Here is an 18,647-nt window from a genome sequence, read left to right as displayed (position 1 = left end):
GAGGCTTTAAACAAAAACCCCGCCGGTTTGCGCCGGCGGGGTTTGGAATCGTGTGTTGATCCAGTCCCTACGGCGCATTGCCGACGACGACCACCACACGCACGACGACCACTGCGGCTGGGTGCGCAGTTTTTAGTAGGGTCGAGGTCAGCATGGAAGAGGTCATTAGGAACCTGTCTCTGGAATCATTGAGTGGATTTATACAAGCACAGGTTTACAGACGAGACAATGGAATTATTTTCATCTGCCTGAAAATGCGTCAGGGATCACGTTTCAGTACGTTGCTCGCTCATTCCATGCGTCACTATAGATGACATTGCCATCGCAATGCTTCCAGGTGATTTTTTCATAGCGCATCAGAACCGTTTCAAGGTGTGTTCCGGTGTTTGCGCCTGGATACAGATCTGGTGTGATTGAGGTTATTTTTACATTCTCCAGGAGGATATTAAAATACTCGTGTTCTAAACCTGCCTCATTAATCTGGTACATCTTAATCGTGGCTGACTGTAGCGTTTTCCCTGTACTTAACGCCCGAAATAAAATCGGGGTTACACGATCAAATTCCTTCTGAAACATGACGGGCATATGTATGCGCGTGCCCGTCAACTTCCCGGTATTCCCGTCGACTGGGATATTAACATTATGAGTGAACGATTTGAGCTCAATAGCACCTTCACGCCCTGAAACAAAGCAAGAGCCAACCATTTGAGAACCATTTTCATCGGTTAGAAATAAATAAGCCGGGTTTGACATAAAAACTCCTTTTTATAAAATTCAATCATACTTATCAAATCGTCCGAAAATTATCGGATGAACAATGACAAATACTACGATTGCAATGAAGGTTAGTAATACCCAGTGGTTAGGTACCAACCACAGGAACAAAGAGGCGCATGCAAAAATATAAACGGGGAATAAAAAATCTGAAAATAGAATCGAGAGCAGGCTCTTAAACATGTCTCTTGTCCTTTAAATCGTTATAAATTTCATCAAAATTCTTATAGAATCCCATTTTCACCTTCTTAATAATTTCAGAAAGGAAAGGATCAATAAAGTAGTAAAGCATCTCCAGTTGTGCAGCATAGAGGGTCGCGTAATAATTAGGGTCCAATGTTTTCAGGCGACGGGCAGCAAGAGCGCATTTCTGTTCCGTGCCAATAAGTTGAAGAGCCATAACAACGTTAGGTATGCGTCGAGCCAGTCGTTCAACGACGATTTCTGAGAGTAGGCCGGATTCGGAAAGAGATTTTGCCAGTCCCCATGCTATTGCTAGGCGCGTTGCCTTGCTTGTCGATATAATTGTAACAAGCCCGGTTACTTTTGAATCCATTTGACGAACGCGATTTTGTTCGTTTTCCTTTTGAGAATCGGTTATAACGCTTGCAAAATAAAGATAGAGCATATGAGCTATTACATCGCGATAGCGATAAAGAGATACAATGGACAGGTACATCCTCTTTTCTTCTGAGAGAAGCTCATCACACACATCGTGATAGCTGGGGATTACGCATGATGAGTACCAACTTACACGCTCAATTCCTGAGTAAATATCAGTGCCAATCCCCTTTAATGCTTTCCATGTTCCTGCAACGCCTTGCTGGCCATAAATAGCCAATTGCCTGTCGCTCTGGAACTTCATCTTTAAATAATCGGATGCTTTCATAACGTATACGCACAATATGTAAGGTTATGGAAACATACATTGAAAAGAAGAGTGATTCAAACAATTGAGATTTATTTTAATATATATTCATGTCAAAAATGATTTGAGCCAATGTTATTTATTACTGTTATACGCGATACAGCATGAATTTATGATAGGTATTAGTAGTTTATTTTGCATCTTATAATCATGTTAAATAAATAATATCTATGTAGAAATTATCAAATGAATAATTAAAGAATAACGCATACCAACCGCATCCATTTCCAATAAGTCTACAGGCATTTTTTTAGGTAGGCCAAAAACAAAAAACCCCGCCGGAGCGAGGTTTTTTTTACAGCGTTTGCGGCTGGTAACCGCAGAGCACACTGTGTTACGTCAACGCACGAAGTATACGCGATCGCACAGGAACGCGCAATTTTCGGCACGAATTTTGACGCATTTGAGTATGGATCGCGCTTCAGATTTTGTCCATAAATTACTGTTCATATATACAGTATTTATCTATACTGGGTGTGTTCACAGGGTGTGAGGGGAGCCGCTCGTAGTACACCGGCGCAACGAAGTCCTGGCTGAAACGGGTGGTGCCGTCAGCGCCTCCACTCCCCACCTGAGCACACTGTGTTACGTCAACAAAGGTGCTGGTCACAGGCGGCGGAAAGGTACGCCAGCATCGTGCTCCTTAACCAGAGGAGACGCGTATGAGCGTAGTGGATATGGTTGTACTTATCCTCAAACTCATTGTTGCAGCACTGCAACTGCTTGATGCTGTCCTGAAATACGTTAAGTGATTCAGGTTCAAGCCGCACCGAAGAGGGGCGGGAAACCGCCCCTCTTTAATAACGAAGGAATGCGCTATGTTGCGTTTGTTAATTGAGCCTGTCACGCCGGATGAACCGGGGTATATCGCGCTGAAAACCGAGAGCACCGCGCTCAACTTCAATATGCTGCGCAGGCTCGAAGAGAACTGGGAACGGGGTGAAAATCGCTTTAACGCCCCGGGTGAAAAGCTGCTGGGGGCGTTTCTGAACGGCAAACTGGTGGGAATTTGCGGGCTAAACCGCGATCCGTTCAGCCAGCAGCCGCGGGCTGGTCGTATCCGCCATCTCTATATCAGCGAAAGCTGCCGGGGACTGGGTATCGGCAAACAGCTGCTCGCCGTGGTGATGGCCGATGCCAGCGTCTGGTTCGATTTTCTCAATACCCATGCGCCCCAGACCGCCTGGACCTTCTACCAGCGGGCTGGCTTTACGCTGGTCGTGGGTGAGCCGCGCGTGACGCACCGCCTGTTCTGCGCGGTGTAACTGGCTGGCACACCTCAGCCATGAATGTTAAGTTCTGGTGACAATACATCACCAGACACGCCATGACCCTGACCGTTTTCTGCATTCTGCTTTTTGCCGCGCTGCTGCACGCCAGCTGGAACGCCATCGTCAAAGCCGGGACGGACAAACTCTACTCCGCCATCAGTGTGAGCGGCTTCGCAACGCTTATCGCCCTGATCTGCCTCCCTTTCTCTCCCCAGCCCTCAATGGCCAGCTGGCCTTATTTGATCGTCTCCTGTGCACTGCAGGTGGTCTACACGGTGCTGGTGGCGAAGACCTATCAGGTCTCCGATATGAGCCAGACCTACCCGCTGATGCGCGGCACCGCGCCGCTGCTGGTGGCCTTGATTAGCGTGTTCACCCTGGGCGATACGTTATCCGGGCTGGCATGGACCGGCATCGTCGTTATCTGTCTGTCGATTCTGGTGATGGCGATAAACGGCCGAATGCAATCGCGCAAGGGGATCTGGCTGGCGCAGATTAACGCCTGCTTTATCGCCGGGTATACCCTGGTGGACGGCACCGGAGTACGGTTATCGAATACCGCCCTGGGCTACACGTTCTGGACCTTCTTTATGAACGGCTTCTGCCTGCTGTGCTGGGCGATGGTGACGCACCGCCGGGAGGCGTCCGGCTACCTGCGCCTGCACTGGAAAAAGGGGCTGCTCGGCGGCGTGGCCACCATGGGCTCCTACGGGCTGGCGCTCTGGGCGATGACTCAGGCACCGCTGGCGGTAGTGGCGGCCTTGCGTGAAACCTCAATCCTTTTTGGCGCGCTTATCGCTTTTATACTTTTAAAAGAGCGGGTTGCCGCACTGCGCATCGCGGCCGCGGTGGGCATTGCCGCTGGCGCAATGCTGCTGCGCCTGGCCTGATCCGCTGGCAACATTAGTTGCCGTTCTTGTTTACTTATCCTGCCTTTCTGCCCTCCTCCATTCACCACCGCAAGGCTTAACTTGTCATCTCACTGTGGTAGATTCCTCGCGCATTTATGGGAATGTGCAGTCACTTATTCTTTATTTCTCACTTTTGGCAAAAGTATTCAGCGACATGAAAAGGCAGCGGAACGTTAATTTACTCTTGATGTTGATCTTGCTGGTGGCCGTCGGTCAGATGGCGCAAACCATCTATATCCCGGCCATTGCGGACATGGCGAAGGAACTCCAGGTGCGTGAAGGGGCGGTCCAGAGCGTGATGGGCGCCTATCTGCTGACCTATGGCGTGTCGCAGCTCTTTTACGGCCCGCTCTCGGATCGCGTCGGCCGCCGTCCGGTGATCCTGGTCGGGATGACCATTTTTATGGTAGCTACGGTCATCGCCATGACCACCCACAGCCTGAGCGTGCTGATTGCCGCCAGCGCGCTGCAGGGCGTTGGCACCGGCGTCGGCGGCGTGATGGCGCGCACCCTGCCGCGCGATCTCTATGAAGGCAGCCAGCTGCGTCATGCCAACAGCCTGCTGAACATGGGCATCCTGGTCAGCCCGCTGCTGGCCCCGCTGATTGGCGGCCTGCTCGATACCGCCTGGTCCTGGCGCGCCTGCTATGGTTTTCTGCTGGTGCTGTGCGTCATCGTCACCTTCAGCATGGCGCGCTGGATGCCGGAAACCCGGCCCGCCGAAGCGCCGCGCACAAAGCTTCTCACCAGCTACAAAATCCTCTTCGGTAACGGGGCGTTTAACTGCTACGTGCTGATGCTGGTGGGGGGTCTGGCGGGTATCGCAGTATTCGAAGCCAGTTCGGGCGTGCTGCTGGGTGCCGGGCTCGGCCTCAGCAGTATGGTGGTGAGTGTTCTGTTTATCCTGCCGATCCCGGCGGCGTTTTTCGGCGCCTGGTTTGCCGGTCGCGCCAACAAAAGGTTCTCCACCCTGATGTGGCAGTCGGTGCTGAGCTGCCTGCTGGCGGGGCTGATGATGTGGATCCCGGGGCTGTTCGGGGTAATGAACGTCTGGACCCTGCTGATCCCGGCCGCGCTGTTCTTCTTTGGCGCGGGGATGCTGTTCCCGCTGGCGACCAGCGGCGCGATGGAGCCGTTCCCGTACCTCGCCGGCACCGCCGGGGCGCTGGTGGGGGGTTTGCAGAATATCGGCTCCGGCGCGCTGGCCTGGCTCTCGGCGATGATGCCGCAAAACGGCCAGGCGAGCCTGGGGCTGCTAATGTTGCTTATGGGCCTGCTGATTGTGCTCTGCTGGCTACCGCTGGCCTCCCGCGCCTCGCACCACGAGCAGGCGGTGTGATCAGCCAGCTTTTTCCTTGAGCCAGTGGATAAAGGCATCAATCTTTGGCCACTGGCGCCCGGGGAGCGTGGAGACGTAATAGTGCTGGTGGCATTTCAGCGTCTTCTCGCCAAAGGGCGCAATCAGTTCCCCGCGCTCAAGAAGCTTTTGCACCAGCCGCTTGCGCCCCATCGCCACCCCGACGTGATTTATCGCCGCGCTGACTGCCAAATCGGAACGATCGAAACCCATCCCCGATGATGGCGGCAAATTCACCGCATAATGACGCGCCCAGCTACACCACTCGTCCGTACCGGAATCGTTGCTCCATGCCTGTCGGTCATGCAGCAGAGTGCAGTGAAGCAGATTATCCAGGCTGTCGAGCAGCTGATGCTCCCGGGCATATTCCGGTGAGCAAACCGGCAGGATCTCCTCGTCCATCAAAAAGTGATGGGAGAGCTGGTTTGGCGGCATATCGTCGAAATAAATCGCCAGATCGACCCCGGTTCGCTGCATATTGACGTAATCATTGCCGGTCAACAGCGTGAGAGAGATCGACGGATAGCGGCGGGTGAAGTCTCCCAGCATGGGCACCAGCCAGCACTGGGCGAATGACGGACGTGAGTAGACGGTCAGGCTGCCGGACAGGGCCTGGTTTTTGATGTCGAGGATCTCCTGATTCAGCGTATCCAGCGACGATTTCAGGGTCCAGTAAATGCGTTTTCCCTCCTGGGTCAGCTCCACTTTGCGGTGCAAGCGAATAAACAACGCAATCCCCAACTCCTCTTCCAGCAGGTTGATTCGGTGGCTTACCGCGCTCGGGCTGAGGGAAAGCTCTTCCGCCGCCAGCGCGAACGACTCATGGCGTGCCGCCACCTCAAAAGTATGCATCTTCGACAGCTGCCAGCCGTTCAGTAAGCGATTCTTCGCCTCTCTCCCCTCGTTAACCACGCCGCCCTCCTTCCTCTCTGTATTGTGCCCAGAATAGCGGTTCAGGGTGAAAAAATGTGACTCAGAGACGATAAAAATACATTTTCTATCGCGGTGTTATCCTTTTGATTCAATCTGGCTCATGTGAACCGCCATTAATATCGTTTGTCTTCCCGGTGCCATTGGCTGCACGATCCTGCTTTCATTTTCTGGCGCGAAGAGATCTCGTATGGAAAACGCAAACATCACCACCTTAATCGCACAGTATCCTCTGGTTGAGGATCTGATCGCCCTGAAAGAGACCACCTGGCTTAACCCGAAAGCCACCACCCTGGCCGAAGGGCTGCCGCATGTCGGCCTGACCCAGGCCGATGTGGATGATGCCCACGCGCGCCTGGCGCGCTTTGCGCCGTATCTGGCGAAGGCGTTCCCGGAAACGGCGGCCACCCACGGGATTATTGAGTCTGAACTGGTGGCTATCCCGGCAATGCATAAACGGCTGGAGGCGGAGTTCGATATCCTCCTTCCCGGCACGCTGCTGCTGAAAAAAGACAGCCATCTGCCGATCTCCGGCTCCATCAAAGCTCGCGGTGGGATTTATGAAGTGCTGACCCACGCGGAGAAACTGGCCCTGGCCGCCGGGTTGCTCAGCGTCGATGACGACTACAGCATTCTGCTGGAGCCGCGCTTTAAAGACTTCTTCAGCCAGTACAGCATCGCCGTAGGCTCCACCGGTAACCTGGGGATGTCCATCGGCATTATGAGCGCCCGCCTCGGCTTTAAGGTGACGGTGCATATGTCCGCCGACGCCCGGGAATGGAAAAAGGCCAAACTGCGCAGCCACGGCGTGACGGTGGTGGAGTATGAGCAAGATTACGGCGTAGCGGTGGAGCAAGGACGCAAAGCGGCAGAGAGCGATGCCAACTGCTTCTTCATTGACGATGAAAACTCCCGCACCCTGTTTTTAGGCTATGCCGTGGCAGGCGCACGACTGAAAGCGCAGTTTGCAGCGCAGGGCCGCGTGGTGGATGCGGATCATCCCCTGTTTGTTTACCTGCCGTGCGGCGTGGGCGGCGGCCCTGGCGGGGTGGCGTTTGGGCTGAAGCTGGCCTTTGGCGACCACGTCCACTGCTTCTTTGCCGAACCGACCCACTCGCCGTGCATGCTGCTGGGGGTCTATACCGGGCTGCATGACCAGATTGCGGTTCAGGATCTCGGCATTGATAACGTGACGGCAGCGGATGGCCTGGCGGTTGGCCGTGCGTCTGGCTTTGTCGGCCGCGCCATGGAGCGCCTGCTCGACGGGTTCTACACCCTCTCGGATCGGAGCATGTACGACATGCTGGGCTGGCTGGCGCAGGAGGAGAATATCCGTCTTGAACCGTCCGCGCTGGCGGGCATGGCCGGGCCGGTACGCCTCGCCGCATCCGGACACTATGCGCTGGATAACGCCACCCACCTCGTATGGGCGACCGGCGGCGGCATGGTGCCGGAAGAGGAGATGGCGACGTATCTGGCGAAGGGGCGGTAACTTACTGGCTCTGGCGTAACAGGGCCATGAGTTCCATGGGCGAGCGGTGATGGCTAAGCAGATCGCGCATCACCCGCATATGCGGGGCTGAGTGGCGGAAAAATGCCTGATACCCCGCACAGAGCGCGCTTTTGCCTTCTTCAGCCGTTGAGCCGTCGCCGCAGCACAGATACCGCACCGGGCAGGCCCGGCATTCGTCAGGCGGGGAGAAATCATCCGGCTGTGGTGGCTGGCCTCGCCATATTCCCAGCGTCGAATCAAAGGGTTGCACAAAGACGCGGCCAATATCTTCCCGCACCCAGACATCAAACACGCCCGTGAGAAAATCGCCCCACTGCCGATCGGTGATCGATTCCGGGTTATCGCCCGCCTGTAACGGAATAAAATGCAGGTACGGCGTGCCCAGATCGCGCAGATAGCGGTACATCTGCTCCGGCTGATGACAGTTATGGCGGTTAATAACCGTGACGAGCACTCTGGCCTGACATCCGATCATGCAATATCCCTGATAAAGATAATGAGATGGTGAACATGACTGGCAGCAAACAGTAATGCGAGGGATAACACTGCGAGGGAGATCATAAATTTAATACGTACGGGTCGGGATGCTGAAAAATCGTACAGCGAGACGTCCATCTTTGCGCGGCTGCGGGTGTAATGCCAGAGCAGTAGCGCCACCGTCGCCAGTACGCCCAGCGCCACCCAGAACAGCGGGCCCGCCTGCTGCCAGTTATGCCTGACCGCCAGCACCATCAGCGCACCGTAGCCCAGCAACGTGCGCAGCCAGGCCAGCGAAGTGCGTTCCGGCTGTAGCCCCGGATCGGCCAGACGGCGGGCTTTACGGCTATCCGCCATACAGCACCAGGCCCATCGCAACCCCCGCGACCACCATCAGGATCAGGCTGATAATCAGCAGGCTGCGGGTATAGGGCAGATCTTCCTTCAGGCGCATCGCCTTTTCGTTACGCAGCCAGCGCAGGTAGCCGTAAATTGCCAGCCCACCGGAAAAGAGACACAGCAGCAGCGCCAGCAGCTGGCGGATCACAGGCGTTGCGAAATCGGGGGCCAGTTGGTCAAGACCCACGCCGGCCGCCAGGAAACCCAGCGCGGTGCGGATCCACGCCAGGAAGGTACGCTCGTTTGCCAGCGAGAAGCGATAATCCGGCGCTTCGCCGAGGCGGGAAATTTTCATGACTACTCCTGTCTGGCTAACATCGTACAAAACTCCGGCAATGTTAACGCATCCAGGCGCGTAATGCCTGCCCTAACCCATCCCCCAGAACAGCACCGCCAGCAGTTGCGGGGTGATAATGCGCATAAACATCACCAGCGGATAGACCGTGGCGTAGGAGAGCGCCGCCGCGCCGCTGGTGGCATGCAGGTTGTTGGCGAAGGCCAGCGCCGGGGGATCGGTCATCGAGCCGGCCAGCATGCCGCACAGGGTCAGGTAGTTCATCTTCGCGAGCAGCCGCGCCAGAAGCCCCATGGTGATCAGCGGAACGGCGGTTATGAGGATGCCGTAGCCAATCCAGCTCATCCCATCGCCGCGGACCAGCGTCTCGACAAAATCCCCACCCGATTTTAGCCCCACCACCGCCAGAAACAGCACAATCCCCAGCTCGCGCAGGGCGAGGTTGGCGCTCGGGGGCATAAACCAGTAGAGCTTACCCACGCAGCCGATACGTCCGAGGATCAGCGCCATAATCAGCGGTCCGCCAGCCAGCCCCAGCTTGAGCGCCACCGGGAATCCGGGTACGTACAGCGGGATGGAGCCGAGCAGGACGCCGAGCCCGATGCCGATAAACACCGGCAGCATCTGCACCTGCTGCAGTTTTTGTTGCGCGTTGCCCACCATATTGGCGACGGCGTCGATGGAGGCCGGGCGTCCGACGAGGTTGAGAATGTCGCCAAACTGCAGGCTGGCATCCGGGCTGGCCACCAGCTCGATCCCGGCGCGGTTCAGGCGGGAGATCACCACGTCATAACGCTCTTTTACCTGCAGTTCGCGGATTTTCTTGCCTAAAACCTTCTCATTGGTGACCACTACGCGCTCGACGCGCATATCGGTGCCGCGGGTGGAAAGCGAGGTATCGACCTCCTGGCCAATCACCAGCTGTGCGTTGTGCAGGTCTGCCGGCTGCCCGACCAGATGCAGCAGGTCCCCCGTCTGGATCACCGTGCCGGGCAGGGGCACCATCAGCGTCTCCTCCCGCTTCAGCCGCGAGCAGATAATGTTGGCGCTGTTGAGGATCGGCACATCCTGGATCGGCATGTTGTTCAGATTGGGGTTTTCAACGCGGATGTTGATGGTCTTAATCAGCGCCTGTCCCTGGGTGAGAGTAGAGTCGTGTTCCCGGGCTTCCTGCTCGACGTCCACGCAAAAGAAGATGCGCATCAGCCACATGGTGAGCAGGATGCCGCAGATGCCGAACGGGTAGGCCATGGCGTAGCTCATGCCCATCTGATCCACGATGTCGGGCGCGATGCCCAGATCGCGCAGGATTTGCTGCCCGGCACCCAGCGCGGGCGTGTTGGTTACCGCCCCGGAGAAGATGCCAAGCACCACCGGGAGCGGGATGGCGAAGAGTTTATGCAGCAGGGCGGTGACCAGCCCGCCCATCACCACAATGCCCATTGCAAAAAGATTCAGGCGCAGGCCGGAGACGCGAAGCGAGGCGAAAAAGCCGGGCCCGACCTGAATGCCGATGGTGTAAACGAAGAGGATCAGGCCAAATTCCTGAATGAAGTGCAGCATTTCCGCGCTGAGCGTGATGCCCAACTGGTCGGCAAAGTGGCCGACAAAAATTCCGCCAAACAGCACGCCGCCAATGCCAAAGCCGACGCCCCGGATTTTGACATTGCCTATCCACAACCCGACCACCGCAACCAACGCCAGAATACTGACCGTTAACGCTATATCACTCATGACGGCATCCCTGTGAATAACATTATTATTAGCAGGGATTCTCGCAGAGCACAGGCGGGTTGTATGGGCGATGGCGCACAAAAAAGCCCGAGGTAAAAGCAAAACGGCCACCCGAAGGTGGCCGTTTTTGGTGTTTGCGCCCTCTCCCTGTGGGAGAGGGTTGGGGTGAGGGCATCAGGCCGCACAAACCCAAATTAACTGTTCAACGCCGGGCGTTCGCTGATGGCGATCCGCTGCGGAGCAACCTCATCCGGCACGTTACGGGTGATATCGATATGCAGCAGCCCGTTGGTGAAGGTGGCGCCCGTCACCTCCATATGTTCAGCAAGGGTAAAGCTCAGGCTGAACGGCTGGGTCACCAGCCCCTGATGCAGCCATTTGGTTTCGGTTTCCGGTTTTTCCGGAGTGCCTTTCACCGTCAGGCGCGTGCCTTCCAGCTGAATATCGAGGTTCTGCTGGCTGAAGCCGGCCACCGCGAGCGTAATGCGATAGTGGTTATCGTCGCTCTTTTCAATGTTATACGGCGGGAAGGTCTGGCTTTCGGTGGTGCTTTGCAGCGCGGAGGCCAGTTTGTCAAAACCGATCCACTGACGCAGCAGCGGGGATAAATCGTAATTACGCATACTAAATCTCCTTCTGAGAAGCGAGTTCCGTACAATTTATTTTTGTACGCAGTTGTTCCTGCAAATCCGAATGGATTCACATATGCTCCCGATATCGGCAAGCATTCCTGTTTGGGCCGCAGCGGCGACCCGGATAATTAATTAATTTCGATACGGCGCGGTTTTTTCGCTTCCGGAATCACACGTTCCAGATCGATATACAGCAGGCCGTTAACCAGGTTCGCGCCGTGAACGTGAATGTTCTCAGCTAACTGGAACTTACGTTCAAAGTTACGTTCCGCGATGCCCTGATACAGGTAGGTACGTTCTTTCTGCTCGCCCGCATGCGCGCCTTTCACCACCAGCAGGTTGTCCTGGGCGGTGATCTCCAGTTCGCTTTCCGCGAAACCGGCCACGGCAATCGCAATGCGGTAGTGGTTTTCATCAACCAGCTCAACATTGTATGGAGGGTAGCCATTGCTCTGGCTTTGGTTGTTTTCTAAATGACTGAACAGACGGTCGAAACCAATGGCTGAACGATAAAGCGGAGAAAGATCAAAGTTACGCATACAGTTAAAACTCCTGAAATCAGCAAGAATTGTCGCCTTCCACCGTGGACAGGCTGGGGTATCACAAACGCCCCTCAGGCACGCTTGTTCATCGATACACTTTTAAAATGGGTCCGCTTGCGGCCTTTTCAAGCGTGCCGATGCGAGATTTTTTTGCACTTTGCGGGTACTGGAATAGACTGAGTCCACAGCACGTAAGGTTAAATTGCGATAGGTGCCACAGAGCGGTACTTTTCAACTATTCATTTTAAGAATGGCCCGTTATAAACCGGGTTGCAGGTCTTACTGCCATTAATGATGACTGACTAATGATGAAAAATGTTCTGATAAAGCTGACGACGTTCAGTACGGTGGTTTTACTTTGCGGGTGTTCGAGCGTGATGTCTCACACCGGCGGTAAAGAAGGAACCTATCCCGGGACGCGAGCCAGCGCGAACATGCTGGCCGATGACGACACCAACTGGGGCACCAAATCCCTGGTAGTGCTGGATATGCCGTTTACGGCGGTTGTTGATACCCTGCTGCTGCCGTGGGACTTCTTCCGTACCGATAGTTCCGTTCGTTCCCGCGTGGAGCAGAGCGAGCAGGAGACGCTGGCGACCAACGCCGTGATCCCGCCCGCCGGAATGCCCGCGCGCTGATTAGCGTCCGGTCTCTGTTACCCACAGCTGCCGGAAACCGTCTGTCTCTTCCATCCAGGCAATGGTGTGCCCGTCCGGGGAGTAAACCACCGCATCGCCCGACGGCGGATTGCCGTGATCGGACGTCAAAAACGTCACCGCGCCGGACGCCGCATCACAGGTCGCAATGCGATCTTCCAGCACAAACCCCAGCGAATGACCCGCCGGATGCCAGTTAAAGGCCGACTGGATATCACTTGCGTTATGGGTGAGCTGACGGGGCTCTCCCCCTTCTGGCGCAATCAGCCACAGCTGCACCACGCCGTTATCATCCCGCATCAGAAACGCGATTTGCGTCGCCTGCGTATTGCTGCGCACCCAGTGGCGCGGCACGTTCACCAGCCCCGGATAGCGGCTGTCGTGGGTAAAGGTTAACCGGCGCTGCATCACCCCGGCAGGGGGAGCGGGCATACGATCCGCTGTGCCCTGAAGCGGTGTCTCGCCCGCCTGTTTCCAGCCCTGCTCGTCTTTTGGCAGATCGACGATAAACAGCTCCGGCACTTTGTCGCCGCTGGCGGAAAGGGTATCGCCGATAAAGGCCAGACGGCTGTTACCCACCCAGCCCTCCTCATAGGCGCGGTTTATCTCATCGCTGCCCGGCTGCGGCACAGGCGTGGTACGGCTGACCAGCACGCTCCAGTGCGTTCCGGCATATTCTCGCGGATGGTGGCCCGCAGGCGTCACCGGACCAAAAGGCGCGGCCACCCCCACGTTGCGTAAATCGAGCTTAGGATCGCGCTCATGCAGCACATGGTCGTTATAGGTAAAGCTGACGAACTGCCCGTCCGGGCTGTACACGTGGACATGGCTGCCGCCGCGCAGCGCGCCGGGAGTGAAGGGCGCGGTGATATCCATCGCATCGAGATTGCTCACCTGCCCTCGCGCTGCAATCACCCCCTGGCGGTGGTGAAAATCGTACTGCCAGTGGGCATCGGGGTACTGGGGGCCGTGGATGAAAACATACTTATCGTCCGTTGGATGGACAGTGACAACCCCCACATGGGCGCCGTTGCTGGCGCGATAGATCACCTCGACTTCGCCGGTTTTAACATTAACCCGCTCAATGGTTTCGCCGGTAAACGACGCCCCGGAAGGACGAACGTCAAAGGCCAGCCACTGGCTGTCTGCACTCCAGGTGCGGGTGTTGGTGAGCTGATGGTTGCGGGGTGCGAAAGTGATTTGTTTCATGGGGATACCCTGATGCGCGGATGTCGCATCAGGGTATAGCATTGCCGGGGATTAGCCTACCCGTTTCACGTCGCCCACCAGCAGGATGTAGGAGAGCGCGCCGATCAGGGCCACCGCAGAGATATAGACCAGCGCCGGACCGAAACCGTAGTCCTGCGCCAGATAGCCAATCACCAGCGGAACGGTGATCCCGCCCAGGCCGCCAACGAAGTTAAACACGCCACCGGTCAGGCCGATCAGACGCATCGGCGCCAGGGACGACACCAGCGACCAGGTAATAGAGGCAAAGCCATTACCAAAGAAGGCAACCGCCATCAGGGTCATAATCCACACCGGATCGTTGGTGTAGTTTGCGCCCATGATGCAGGTGGAGATCAGCAGCCCGCAGATGATCGGCGTTTTACGCGCCACGCCGAGGGAGTAACCTTTTTTCACCAGCTTGTCCGCCAGCCAGCCGGAGAGCAGCACGCCAAAGAAGGCTGCCAGGAACGGCACGGTGGTCATGAAGCCCGCCTTCAGCGCGGTGATGCCTTTCTCCTGCGTCAGGTAGTTCGGGAACCAGGTGAGGAAGAACCACAGCGTCGAGGTCACGGCAAACTGGCCCAGGTACACGCCCACCAGCTTACGGTGGAACACCAGCTTCCAGTCAGCTTTGGTCAGCGGCTGACGCGCCTCTTTTTTCACCGGCGCATCGCCATCCACCAGGCCGCCGCCGTCGCGGATGTAATCCAGCTCGGCTTTGCTGATGCTTTTGGTCAGACGCGGCGGCTGATAGACCTTAATCCAGATAAACGACCAGATGATGCCGATCCCACCGGTGACGATAAACACCCAGTGCCAGCTCAGCAGCTCCTGGATCCAGATCAGCAGCGGGGTCAGGAACGCGAGGCCCACAAACTGGCCGGAGGTATAGAACCCGACGGCAGAGGCGCGCTCATGTTCCGGGAACCAGCTGGTCACCATGCGGTTATTGGTCGGGAACGCCGGTGCCTCAAAAATCCCGGTGATGGCGCGCAGGCCAATCAGCGACATTAAGCCGGTAGCAAACCCCTGGAACAGGGTCGCCACGGACCAGCCGAAAATGGCGATAAAGTAGGTCAGGCGCGAGCCGACGCGGTCGAGGAACCAGCCGCCCGGGATCTGGCACAGCGTATAGAGCCAGGCAAACGCCGAGAAGACGTAGCCCATCTCCGCTTTGGTAATACCGAACTCTTCCTGAATATGGGCCGATGCCACGGCGAGGTTGGCACGGTCGACATAGCAGATGACCACGGTAATAAAGATCATAATCAGCGTCAGGTAACGGCGACGCCCGGTTTTGGTAGCTGTAACTGGAATATCCATCGCAATCTGTCTCCAGATTTTGGGCATAGCGAAGCCGCTCACCATGCCCTGTAATTTACAGAGGGTGTGTTTGATTTTTTTTAATTAAAAACGTAACCGGAATGCGCTAAATAATTCGTGTCGGGGGAAGGCGGCAAGTTTTCGCATCCCCGGGAGCATACAAAAGTATGTGACCGGGGTAAGAAAACGCAGCCAACGCACCACCGGCGCGAAGTATGACGCGCATTACCACTCGGCTACGGAGCCGTCTTCATGACGCCATAAAGGATTACGCCAGTCCGGCGCATTTTTACTCAGCTCAATGACTTTGGCTTCGTCGATGTCCACGCCAAGGCCCGGCTTCGTTAACGGTTTAAAGAAACCGCCTTCCATGTTGAAATCTTCTTTGTTCTTCACAAAGTCGAGCAGCTCCGCGCCCTTGTTGTAGTGAATGCCCATGCTCTGCTCCTGGAACACCGCGTTGCGCGAGACAAAGTCCACGTGCAGACAGGCTGCCAGCGCAATCGGGCCCAGCGGGCAGTGCGGCGCCAGCGCCACGTCATAGGCTTCTGCCATCCCGGCAATTTTGTAGCATTCGGTGATGCCGCCCGCATGGGAGAGATCCGGCTGCAGGATGGCAATCCCGCCCGCTTCCAGCACGCGTTTGAACTCGAAGCGCGAGAACATACGTTCACCCGCTGCGATAGGAATATGGGTCTGTTCCGCCAGTTTCGGATAGTACTCGGCCTGCTCGGCCAGCACCGGCTCCTCGATAAACAGCGGACGATACTGCTCCAGCTCTTTGATCAGCACTTTCGCCATCGGCGCGCTGACGCGACCGTGGAAATCGAGTCCAAACTCAATCTCATTGCCGAAGGCTTCGCGGATTTGCGCTACGGTATTCACCGCCCGATCCACCGCCCGCGAATTGTCGATAACGCCCATCTCTTCGCAGCCGTTGAGCTTGAAGGTGTCGAAACCGATGCCGCGCAGCTTGTTGATACCGTCGATCACCTCTGCCGGACGGTCACCGCCCACCCAGCTGTAGGCTTTAATCTTGTCGCGTACCAGGCCACCCATCAGCTGCCAGACCGGGGCATTCAGCACTTTGCCTTTGATGTCCCACAGCGCCTGGTCGATACCGGCGATGGCGCTCATCAGGATCGGGCCGCCGCGGTAGAAGCCCGCACGGTACATCACCTGCCACAGGTCGTTAATGCGCGCCGGATCCTGACCAATCAGGTATTCGCCCAGCTCATGCACCGCCGCTTCCACGGTGCGCGCACGGCCCTCAATCACCGGCTCGCCCCAGCCAACCACCCCTTCGTCGGTTTCGATTTTCAGGAACATCCAACGCGGCGGTAAACGGTAGGTGGTGAGTTTGGTTATTTTCATTGCATTGCCTCTCGATACGCTTTTACAAATGCTGCCGCCTGCTGCGCGGTACGTTCAACGGACTGCCCGGCACGATAGAGATCGCTGCCGAGGCCCGCGCCCACACAGCCAGCTTTCATCCACTGGGCCAGGTTCTCTGGCGTGACGCCGCCCACGGCAAAGACTGGTACGCTGGCGGGTAACACCGCTTTCAGCGCTTTGATGTAATCCGGGCCAAAGGCCGACGACGGGAAAATTTTCAGCGACTGCGCGCCCGCATCAAGGGCAGTAAAGGCCTCTGTCGCCGTGGCGCATCCCGGGCAGACGGTCATGCCGTAGCCCACCGCGCGGCGGATCACCTCAGGGTTGATATTAGGCGTGACGATAAGCCTGCAGCCCATCTTCGCCAGGCGGTCCACCTGCTCCGGTTTCAGCACGGTGCCCGCGCCGATCAGCGCTCTGTCGCCATACGCGTCCACAACCGCCGGAATGCTTTTTTCCCACTCCGGGGAGTTGAGCGGGATTTCCACCGCGTCGAAGCCGGCGTCGATCACCGCGCCAACGTGGGCTAAGGCCTCGTCCGGGGTGATGCCGCGCAGGATCGCGATAAGGGGAAGATTAGTTTGCCACTGCATGAGCGATGCTCCTTATACCAGCCTGAAATGCCGTGTCGCCCTCCACCGCCTGCACGTCCCGGCCGATGGCGTGGAACGCCTGGCGGTAGCGTGCGGTCAGCGATGAACCCGCGACGAGGGTGATGGCCTGCTGCCCGGCGAACTGCTCGCTCAGGGTGGCGACTTCTGCGCCAATCAGCAGGCCCGATAAAAATTCGCTCACCTGCTCGCGGGGAAGGTTTCCCAGCACGTGCGAGGCGCGAACCTCAAAAAGCTGCGGCAAAACGGCAGGGGAAGCGATCCCGCGCTCAAGCCCGGCGGCAAATGCTTCCGGTGAGGCTGACTGCTCCGGCAGACCGGCACCCACCAGCGAGTGCTTAAGCAGCAAATGGTGCAGTTCGCCGGTCATCACGGTGCGAAAATCAACGATCTGCTCAGTATCGGCCTGCACCCATTTACAGTGTGTACCGGGCATGACGTAGACAGAAGAAGGAGAGAGCGTGCGTGCGCCGAGCAGCTGGGTCTCTTCGCCGCGCATCACGTTGTGGTTATCGTCGCGGGAGACGCAAAGACCTGGAACGATCCAGATATTGTCGCCAACGGACGTTAACTGTTCGCCAATGGCAGAGAAATGGGCAGGAACCGGCAGATAAGGGGCAACTTTCCAGCCCACGTTGCTGCCGACCATCCCCGCCATCACCACCGGCGTGGCGCTGTCGCGCCAGTTTTGTGTCACCTCTGCTAACACCGCTTCAGGAGATCTGCCGTTCAGGCGCGTGACGCCTGCTTCTGATTGCCTGCTCTCCAGGCACTGCTCGCCCTGGTACAGCCAGGCGCGCAGATTGGTCGATCCCCAGTCAATTGCGATGTAGCGAGATGTCATGTGATTTCCTTCAACCTTCGTGTCGAGCTGGCGATCATGGTGAGCGCCGCCTGCTCTGCCGCATCGCTGTCCTGATGGCGTATCGCATCGAACAGCGCTTTATGTTCCTGGAGCGTCTTCGGCATGTTGGCCTCATCACCCATCCAGGTTCGTTCAAATACTGCTCGCTGTAGCGAGCTGATCGCCACGCTAAGCTGCTGTAACACCGGGTTATGCACCGACTGCAGCACCGCTTCGTGGTAGCGGATATCCGCCTCGTTAAAGGCATCCCGGTCCTGGTTGTTGGCGATCATGTCGTTCAGGGCCGACTCAATCTGCGCCAGGTCGCCTGAGGTGGCGCGTTCCGCCGCCCAGCGGGCTATCGCGGGCTCTACCAGGTTTCGCACCTCGCTCATGGCGCCAATCAGTCGCGGGTCGTAGTCGTTTTCCAGCACCCACTGCAGGACGTCGGTATCGAGGTAGTTCCACTGGTTACGCGGGGCGACAAAGGCACCGCGATAACGCTTCATTTCAATCAGCCGCTTCGCCATCAGCGAGCGGAACACTTCCCGGATGATGTTGCGCGAGGTTTCAAACTCTTCGCACAGCTCGGCCTCTGCGGGCAGCGGTGACCCGGGAACGTACTTGCCACCCACAATTTGGGTGCCCAGCGTGATGACGATGCGATCGGTTTTATTGAGAGTCATGGAGAGTCCTTGTGCTCTGTAGGTCCACCACTACTTTACCGCGACCGCTGAATTTCGCCTCAATTTTGCAGTACAAACGTGATGCCATTCGTCATTGCCGTGGTCGTAATGTAGTACAATCACATTGTGTTGTACTACA

The 18,647-nt window shown here is 56.9% G+C and carries 22 protein-coding genes; 6 read left to right on the top strand and 16 right to left on the bottom strand.

Annotation, left to right across the window (positions count from 1 at the left end):
• Nucleotides 1–67: 67 nt before the first annotated feature.
• The 3 genes from ivbL to ACOYA6_RS19445 form a co-directional block, all read right to left on the bottom strand.
• Nucleotides 68–166 (bottom strand): ilvB operon leader peptide IvbL, encoded by a 99-nt coding sequence (gene ivbL / locus ACOYA6_RS19455; protein ID WP_138370925.1) that lies wholly within the window; start codon nucleotides 164–166, stop codon nucleotides 68–70.
• A 107-nt stretch (nucleotides 167–273) separates the two neighbouring features.
• Nucleotides 274–753 (bottom strand): Hcp family type VI secretion system effector, encoded by a 480-nt coding sequence (locus ACOYA6_RS19450; protein ID WP_138370926.1) that lies wholly within the window; start codon nucleotides 751–753, stop codon nucleotides 274–276.
• A gap of 196 nt (nucleotides 754–949) precedes the next feature.
• Complete coding sequence (locus ACOYA6_RS19445) at nucleotides 950–1,663, bottom strand: hypothetical protein (protein ID WP_138370928.1); 714 nt, start codon at nucleotides 1,661–1,663, stop codon at nucleotides 950–952.
• Nucleotides 1,664–2,364: 701 nt separating this feature from the next.
• On the opposite strand from ACOYA6_RS19445, the gene tisB reads away from it, so the two are divergent.
• The 4 genes from tisB to emrD all read left to right on the top strand — a co-directional run bounded on the left by tisB (nucleotide 2,365) and on the right by emrD (nucleotide 5,223).
• Nucleotides 2,365–2,454 (top strand): type I toxin-antitoxin system toxin TisB, encoded by a 90-nt coding sequence (gene tisB, locus ACOYA6_RS19440; RefSeq protein ID WP_039032257.1) that lies wholly within the window; start codon nucleotides 2,365–2,367, stop codon nucleotides 2,452–2,454.
• Between the two features lie 66 nt (nucleotides 2,455–2,520).
• Nucleotides 2,521–2,967, top strand: coding sequence for a GNAT family N-acetyltransferase (locus ACOYA6_RS19435; protein WP_422655225.1), 447 nt, complete (start codon nucleotides 2,521–2,523; stop codon nucleotides 2,965–2,967).
• 62 nt (nucleotides 2,968–3,029) lie between these two features.
• Entirely contained in the window at nucleotides 3,030–3,863 is an 834-nt protein-coding gene (locus tag ACOYA6_RS19430; protein WP_422655224.1) for an EamA family transporter, read from the top strand.
• Nucleotides 3,864–4,038: 175 nt separating this feature from the next.
• Nucleotides 4,039–5,223, top strand: coding sequence for a multidrug efflux MFS transporter EmrD (gene emrD, locus ACOYA6_RS19425; RefSeq protein ID WP_039032271.1), 1,185 nt, complete (start codon nucleotides 4,039–4,041; stop codon nucleotides 5,221–5,223).
• Here the strand turns inward: emrD and dsdC are convergent, their stop codons facing one another.
• Nucleotides 5,224–6,153: a DNA-binding transcriptional regulator DsdC gene (gene dsdC, locus ACOYA6_RS19420; RefSeq protein ID WP_422655223.1), complete on the bottom strand. Its 930-nt coding sequence runs from the start codon at nucleotides 6,151–6,153 to the stop codon at nucleotides 5,224–5,226. It abuts the gene before it with no gap.
• Nucleotides 6,154–6,361: 208 nt separating this feature from the next.
• On the opposite strand from dsdC, the gene dsdA reads away from it, so the two are divergent.
• On the top strand, nucleotides 6,362–7,663 hold the full coding sequence (gene dsdA, locus ACOYA6_RS19415) for a D-serine ammonia-lyase (RefSeq protein ID WP_422655222.1): 1,302 nt from the start codon (nucleotides 6,362–6,364) through the stop codon (nucleotides 7,661–7,663).
• Nucleotide 7,664: 1 nt separating this feature from the next.
• On the opposite strand, the gene ACOYA6_RS19410 is transcribed toward dsdA, so the two are convergent.
• The 6 genes from ACOYA6_RS19410 to ibpA all read right to left on the bottom strand — a co-directional run bounded on the left by ACOYA6_RS19410 (nucleotide 7,665) and on the right by ibpA (nucleotide 11,760).
• On the bottom strand, nucleotides 7,665–8,159 hold the full coding sequence (locus ACOYA6_RS19410; protein ID WP_039032252.1) for a radical SAM protein: 495 nt from the start codon (nucleotides 8,157–8,159) through the stop codon (nucleotides 7,665–7,667).
• Nucleotides 8,156–8,518, bottom strand: a complete 363-nt coding sequence (locus ACOYA6_RS19405) for a DUF202 domain-containing protein (protein WP_039032251.1) — start codon at nucleotides 8,516–8,518, stop codon at nucleotides 8,156–8,158. Before ACOYA6_RS19405 ends, ACOYA6_RS19410 begins: the two co-directional genes overlap by 4 nt.
• On the bottom strand, nucleotides 8,508–8,855 hold the full coding sequence (locus ACOYA6_RS19400; protein ID WP_039032250.1) for a YidH family protein: 348 nt from the start codon (nucleotides 8,853–8,855) through the stop codon (nucleotides 8,508–8,510). Before ACOYA6_RS19400 ends, ACOYA6_RS19405 begins: the two co-directional genes overlap by 11 nt.
• Nucleotides 8,856–8,927: 72 nt before the next feature.
• The gene (locus ACOYA6_RS19395; RefSeq protein ID WP_422655221.1) at nucleotides 8,928–10,589 is read right to left on the bottom strand and encodes a putative transporter; all 1,662 of its coding nucleotides are present in this window, start codon (nucleotides 10,587–10,589) and stop codon (nucleotides 8,928–8,930) included.
• 194 nt (nucleotides 10,590–10,783) lie between these two features.
• A complete protein-coding gene (ibpB, locus tag ACOYA6_RS19390) occupies nucleotides 10,784–11,212 on the bottom strand; it encodes a small heat shock chaperone IbpB (RefSeq protein ID WP_039032248.1) in 429 nt (142 codons plus the stop codon).
• Nucleotides 11,213–11,349: 137 nt separating this feature from the next.
• A complete protein-coding gene (ibpA, locus tag ACOYA6_RS19385; RefSeq protein WP_039032247.1) occupies nucleotides 11,350–11,760 on the bottom strand; it encodes a small heat shock chaperone IbpA in 411 nt (136 codons plus the stop codon).
• A gap of 308 nt (nucleotides 11,761–12,068) precedes the next feature.
• Here ibpA and ACOYA6_RS19380 point away from each other — a divergent pair, with 308 nt between their 5' ends.
• On the top strand, nucleotides 12,069–12,401 hold the full coding sequence (locus ACOYA6_RS19380) for a YceK/YidQ family lipoprotein (protein ID WP_039032246.1): 333 nt from the start codon (nucleotides 12,069–12,071) through the stop codon (nucleotides 12,399–12,401).
• Here the strand turns inward: ACOYA6_RS19380 and ACOYA6_RS19375 are convergent, their stop codons facing one another.
• From ACOYA6_RS19375 to dgoR, 6 genes are all read right to left on the bottom strand, one after another.
• Nucleotides 12,402–13,628, bottom strand: a complete 1,227-nt coding sequence (locus ACOYA6_RS19375) for a YidR family protein (protein ID WP_422655220.1) — start codon at nucleotides 13,626–13,628, stop codon at nucleotides 12,402–12,404.
• Nucleotides 13,629–13,679: 51 nt separating this feature from the next.
• Nucleotides 13,680–15,017, bottom strand: coding sequence for an MFS transporter (locus ACOYA6_RS19370; RefSeq protein WP_039032244.1), 1,338 nt, complete (start codon nucleotides 15,015–15,017; stop codon nucleotides 13,680–13,682).
• A gap of 180 nt (nucleotides 15,018–15,197) precedes the next feature.
• Nucleotides 15,198–16,346: a galactonate dehydratase gene (gene dgoD / locus ACOYA6_RS19365; RefSeq protein ID WP_039032243.1), complete on the bottom strand. Its 1,149-nt coding sequence runs from the start codon at nucleotides 16,344–16,346 to the stop codon at nucleotides 15,198–15,200.
• A complete protein-coding gene (locus ACOYA6_RS19360; RefSeq protein ID WP_039032242.1) occupies nucleotides 16,343–16,960 on the bottom strand; it encodes a 2-dehydro-3-deoxy-6-phosphogalactonate aldolase in 618 nt (205 codons plus the stop codon). The genes dgoD and ACOYA6_RS19360 overlap by 4 nt, the downstream gene beginning before the upstream one ends.
• Entirely contained in the window at nucleotides 16,944–17,822 is an 879-nt protein-coding gene (locus ACOYA6_RS19355; protein WP_139563888.1) for a 2-dehydro-3-deoxygalactonokinase, read from the bottom strand. The genes ACOYA6_RS19360 and ACOYA6_RS19355 overlap by 17 nt, the downstream gene beginning before the upstream one ends.
• Nucleotides 17,819–18,508 (bottom strand): D-galactonate utilization transcriptional regulator DgoR, encoded by a 690-nt coding sequence (gene dgoR, locus ACOYA6_RS19350; RefSeq protein ID WP_064324218.1) that lies wholly within the window; start codon nucleotides 18,506–18,508, stop codon nucleotides 17,819–17,821. The genes ACOYA6_RS19355 and dgoR overlap by 4 nt, the downstream gene beginning before the upstream one ends.
• Nucleotides 18,509–18,647: the final 139 nt, after the last annotated feature.

The sequence above is a fragment of the Leclercia barmai genome, assembly GCF_049312895.1.
Taxonomy (GTDB): domain Bacteria; phylum Pseudomonadota; class Gammaproteobacteria; order Enterobacterales; family Enterobacteriaceae; genus Enterobacter; species Enterobacter barmai.
This window is presented reverse-complemented; position numbering and strand designations above follow the sequence as displayed.

What these genes read in the sequence shown, in the direction of transcription:
- ivbL (WP_138370925.1), bottom strand. Translation starts at nt 166, where the DNA reads ATGACCTCTTCCATGCTGACCTCGACCCTACTAAAAACTGCGCACCCA.
- ACOYA6_RS19435 (WP_422655225.1), top strand. Translation starts at nt 2,521, where the DNA reads ATGTTGCGTTTGTTAATTGAGCCTGTCACGCCGGATGAACCGGGGTAT.
- ACOYA6_RS19410 (WP_039032252.1), bottom strand. Translation starts at nt 8,159, where the DNA reads ATGATCGGATGTCAGGCCAGAGTGCTCGTCACGGTTATTAACCGCCAT.
- dgoD (WP_039032243.1), bottom strand. Translation starts at nt 16,346, where the DNA reads ATGAAAATAACCAAACTCACCACCTACCGTTTACCGCCGCGTTGGATG.
- ACOYA6_RS19395 (WP_422655221.1), bottom strand. Translation starts at nt 10,589, where the DNA reads ATGAGTGATATAGCGTTAACGGTCAGTATTCTGGCGTTGGTTGCGGTG.
- dgoR (WP_064324218.1), bottom strand. Translation starts at nt 18,508, where the DNA reads ATGACTCTCAATAAAACCGATCGCATCGTCATCACGCTGGGCACCCAA.
- ACOYA6_RS19360 (WP_039032242.1), bottom strand. Translation starts at nt 16,960, where the DNA reads ATGCAGTGGCAAACTAATCTTCCCCTTATCGCGATCCTGCGCGGCATC.
- ACOYA6_RS19405 (WP_039032251.1), bottom strand. Translation starts at nt 8,518, where the DNA reads ATGGCGGATAGCCGTAAAGCCCGCCGTCTGGCCGATCCGGGGCTACAG.
- ACOYA6_RS19375 (WP_422655220.1), bottom strand. Translation starts at nt 13,628, where the DNA reads ATGAAACAAATCACTTTCGCACCCCGCAACCATCAGCTCACCAACACC.
- ACOYA6_RS19400 (WP_039032250.1), bottom strand. Translation starts at nt 8,855, where the DNA reads ATGAAAATTTCCCGCCTCGGCGAAGCGCCGGATTATCGCTTCTCGCTG.
- dsdA (WP_422655222.1), top strand. Translation starts at nt 6,362, where the DNA reads ATGGAAAACGCAAACATCACCACCTTAATCGCACAGTATCCTCTGGTT.
- ACOYA6_RS19445 (WP_138370928.1), bottom strand. Translation starts at nt 1,663, where the DNA reads ATGAAAGCATCCGATTATTTAAAGATGAAGTTCCAGAGCGACAGGCAA.
- ACOYA6_RS19450 (WP_138370926.1), bottom strand. Translation starts at nt 753, where the DNA reads ATGTCAAACCCGGCTTATTTATTTCTAACCGATGAAAATGGTTCTCAA.
- emrD (WP_039032271.1), top strand. Translation starts at nt 4,039, where the DNA reads ATGAAAAGGCAGCGGAACGTTAATTTACTCTTGATGTTGATCTTGCTG.
- ibpB (WP_039032248.1), bottom strand. Translation starts at nt 11,212, where the DNA reads ATGCGTAATTACGATTTATCCCCGCTGCTGCGTCAGTGGATCGGTTTT.
- ACOYA6_RS19355 (WP_139563888.1), bottom strand. Translation starts at nt 17,822, where the DNA reads ATGACATCTCGCTACATCGCAATTGACTGGGGATCGACCAATCTGCGC.
- ibpA (WP_039032247.1), bottom strand. Translation starts at nt 11,760, where the DNA reads ATGCGTAACTTTGATCTTTCTCCGCTTTATCGTTCAGCCATTGGTTTC.
- tisB (WP_039032257.1), top strand. Translation starts at nt 2,365, where the DNA reads ATGAGCGTAGTGGATATGGTTGTACTTATCCTCAAACTCATTGTTGCA.
- ACOYA6_RS19430 (WP_422655224.1), top strand. Translation starts at nt 3,030, where the DNA reads ATGACCCTGACCGTTTTCTGCATTCTGCTTTTTGCCGCGCTGCTGCAC.
- ACOYA6_RS19370 (WP_039032244.1), bottom strand. Translation starts at nt 15,017, where the DNA reads ATGGTGAGCGGCTTCGCTATGCCCAAAATCTGGAGACAGATTGCGATG.
- ACOYA6_RS19380 (WP_039032246.1), top strand. Translation starts at nt 12,069, where the DNA reads ATGATGAAAAATGTTCTGATAAAGCTGACGACGTTCAGTACGGTGGTT.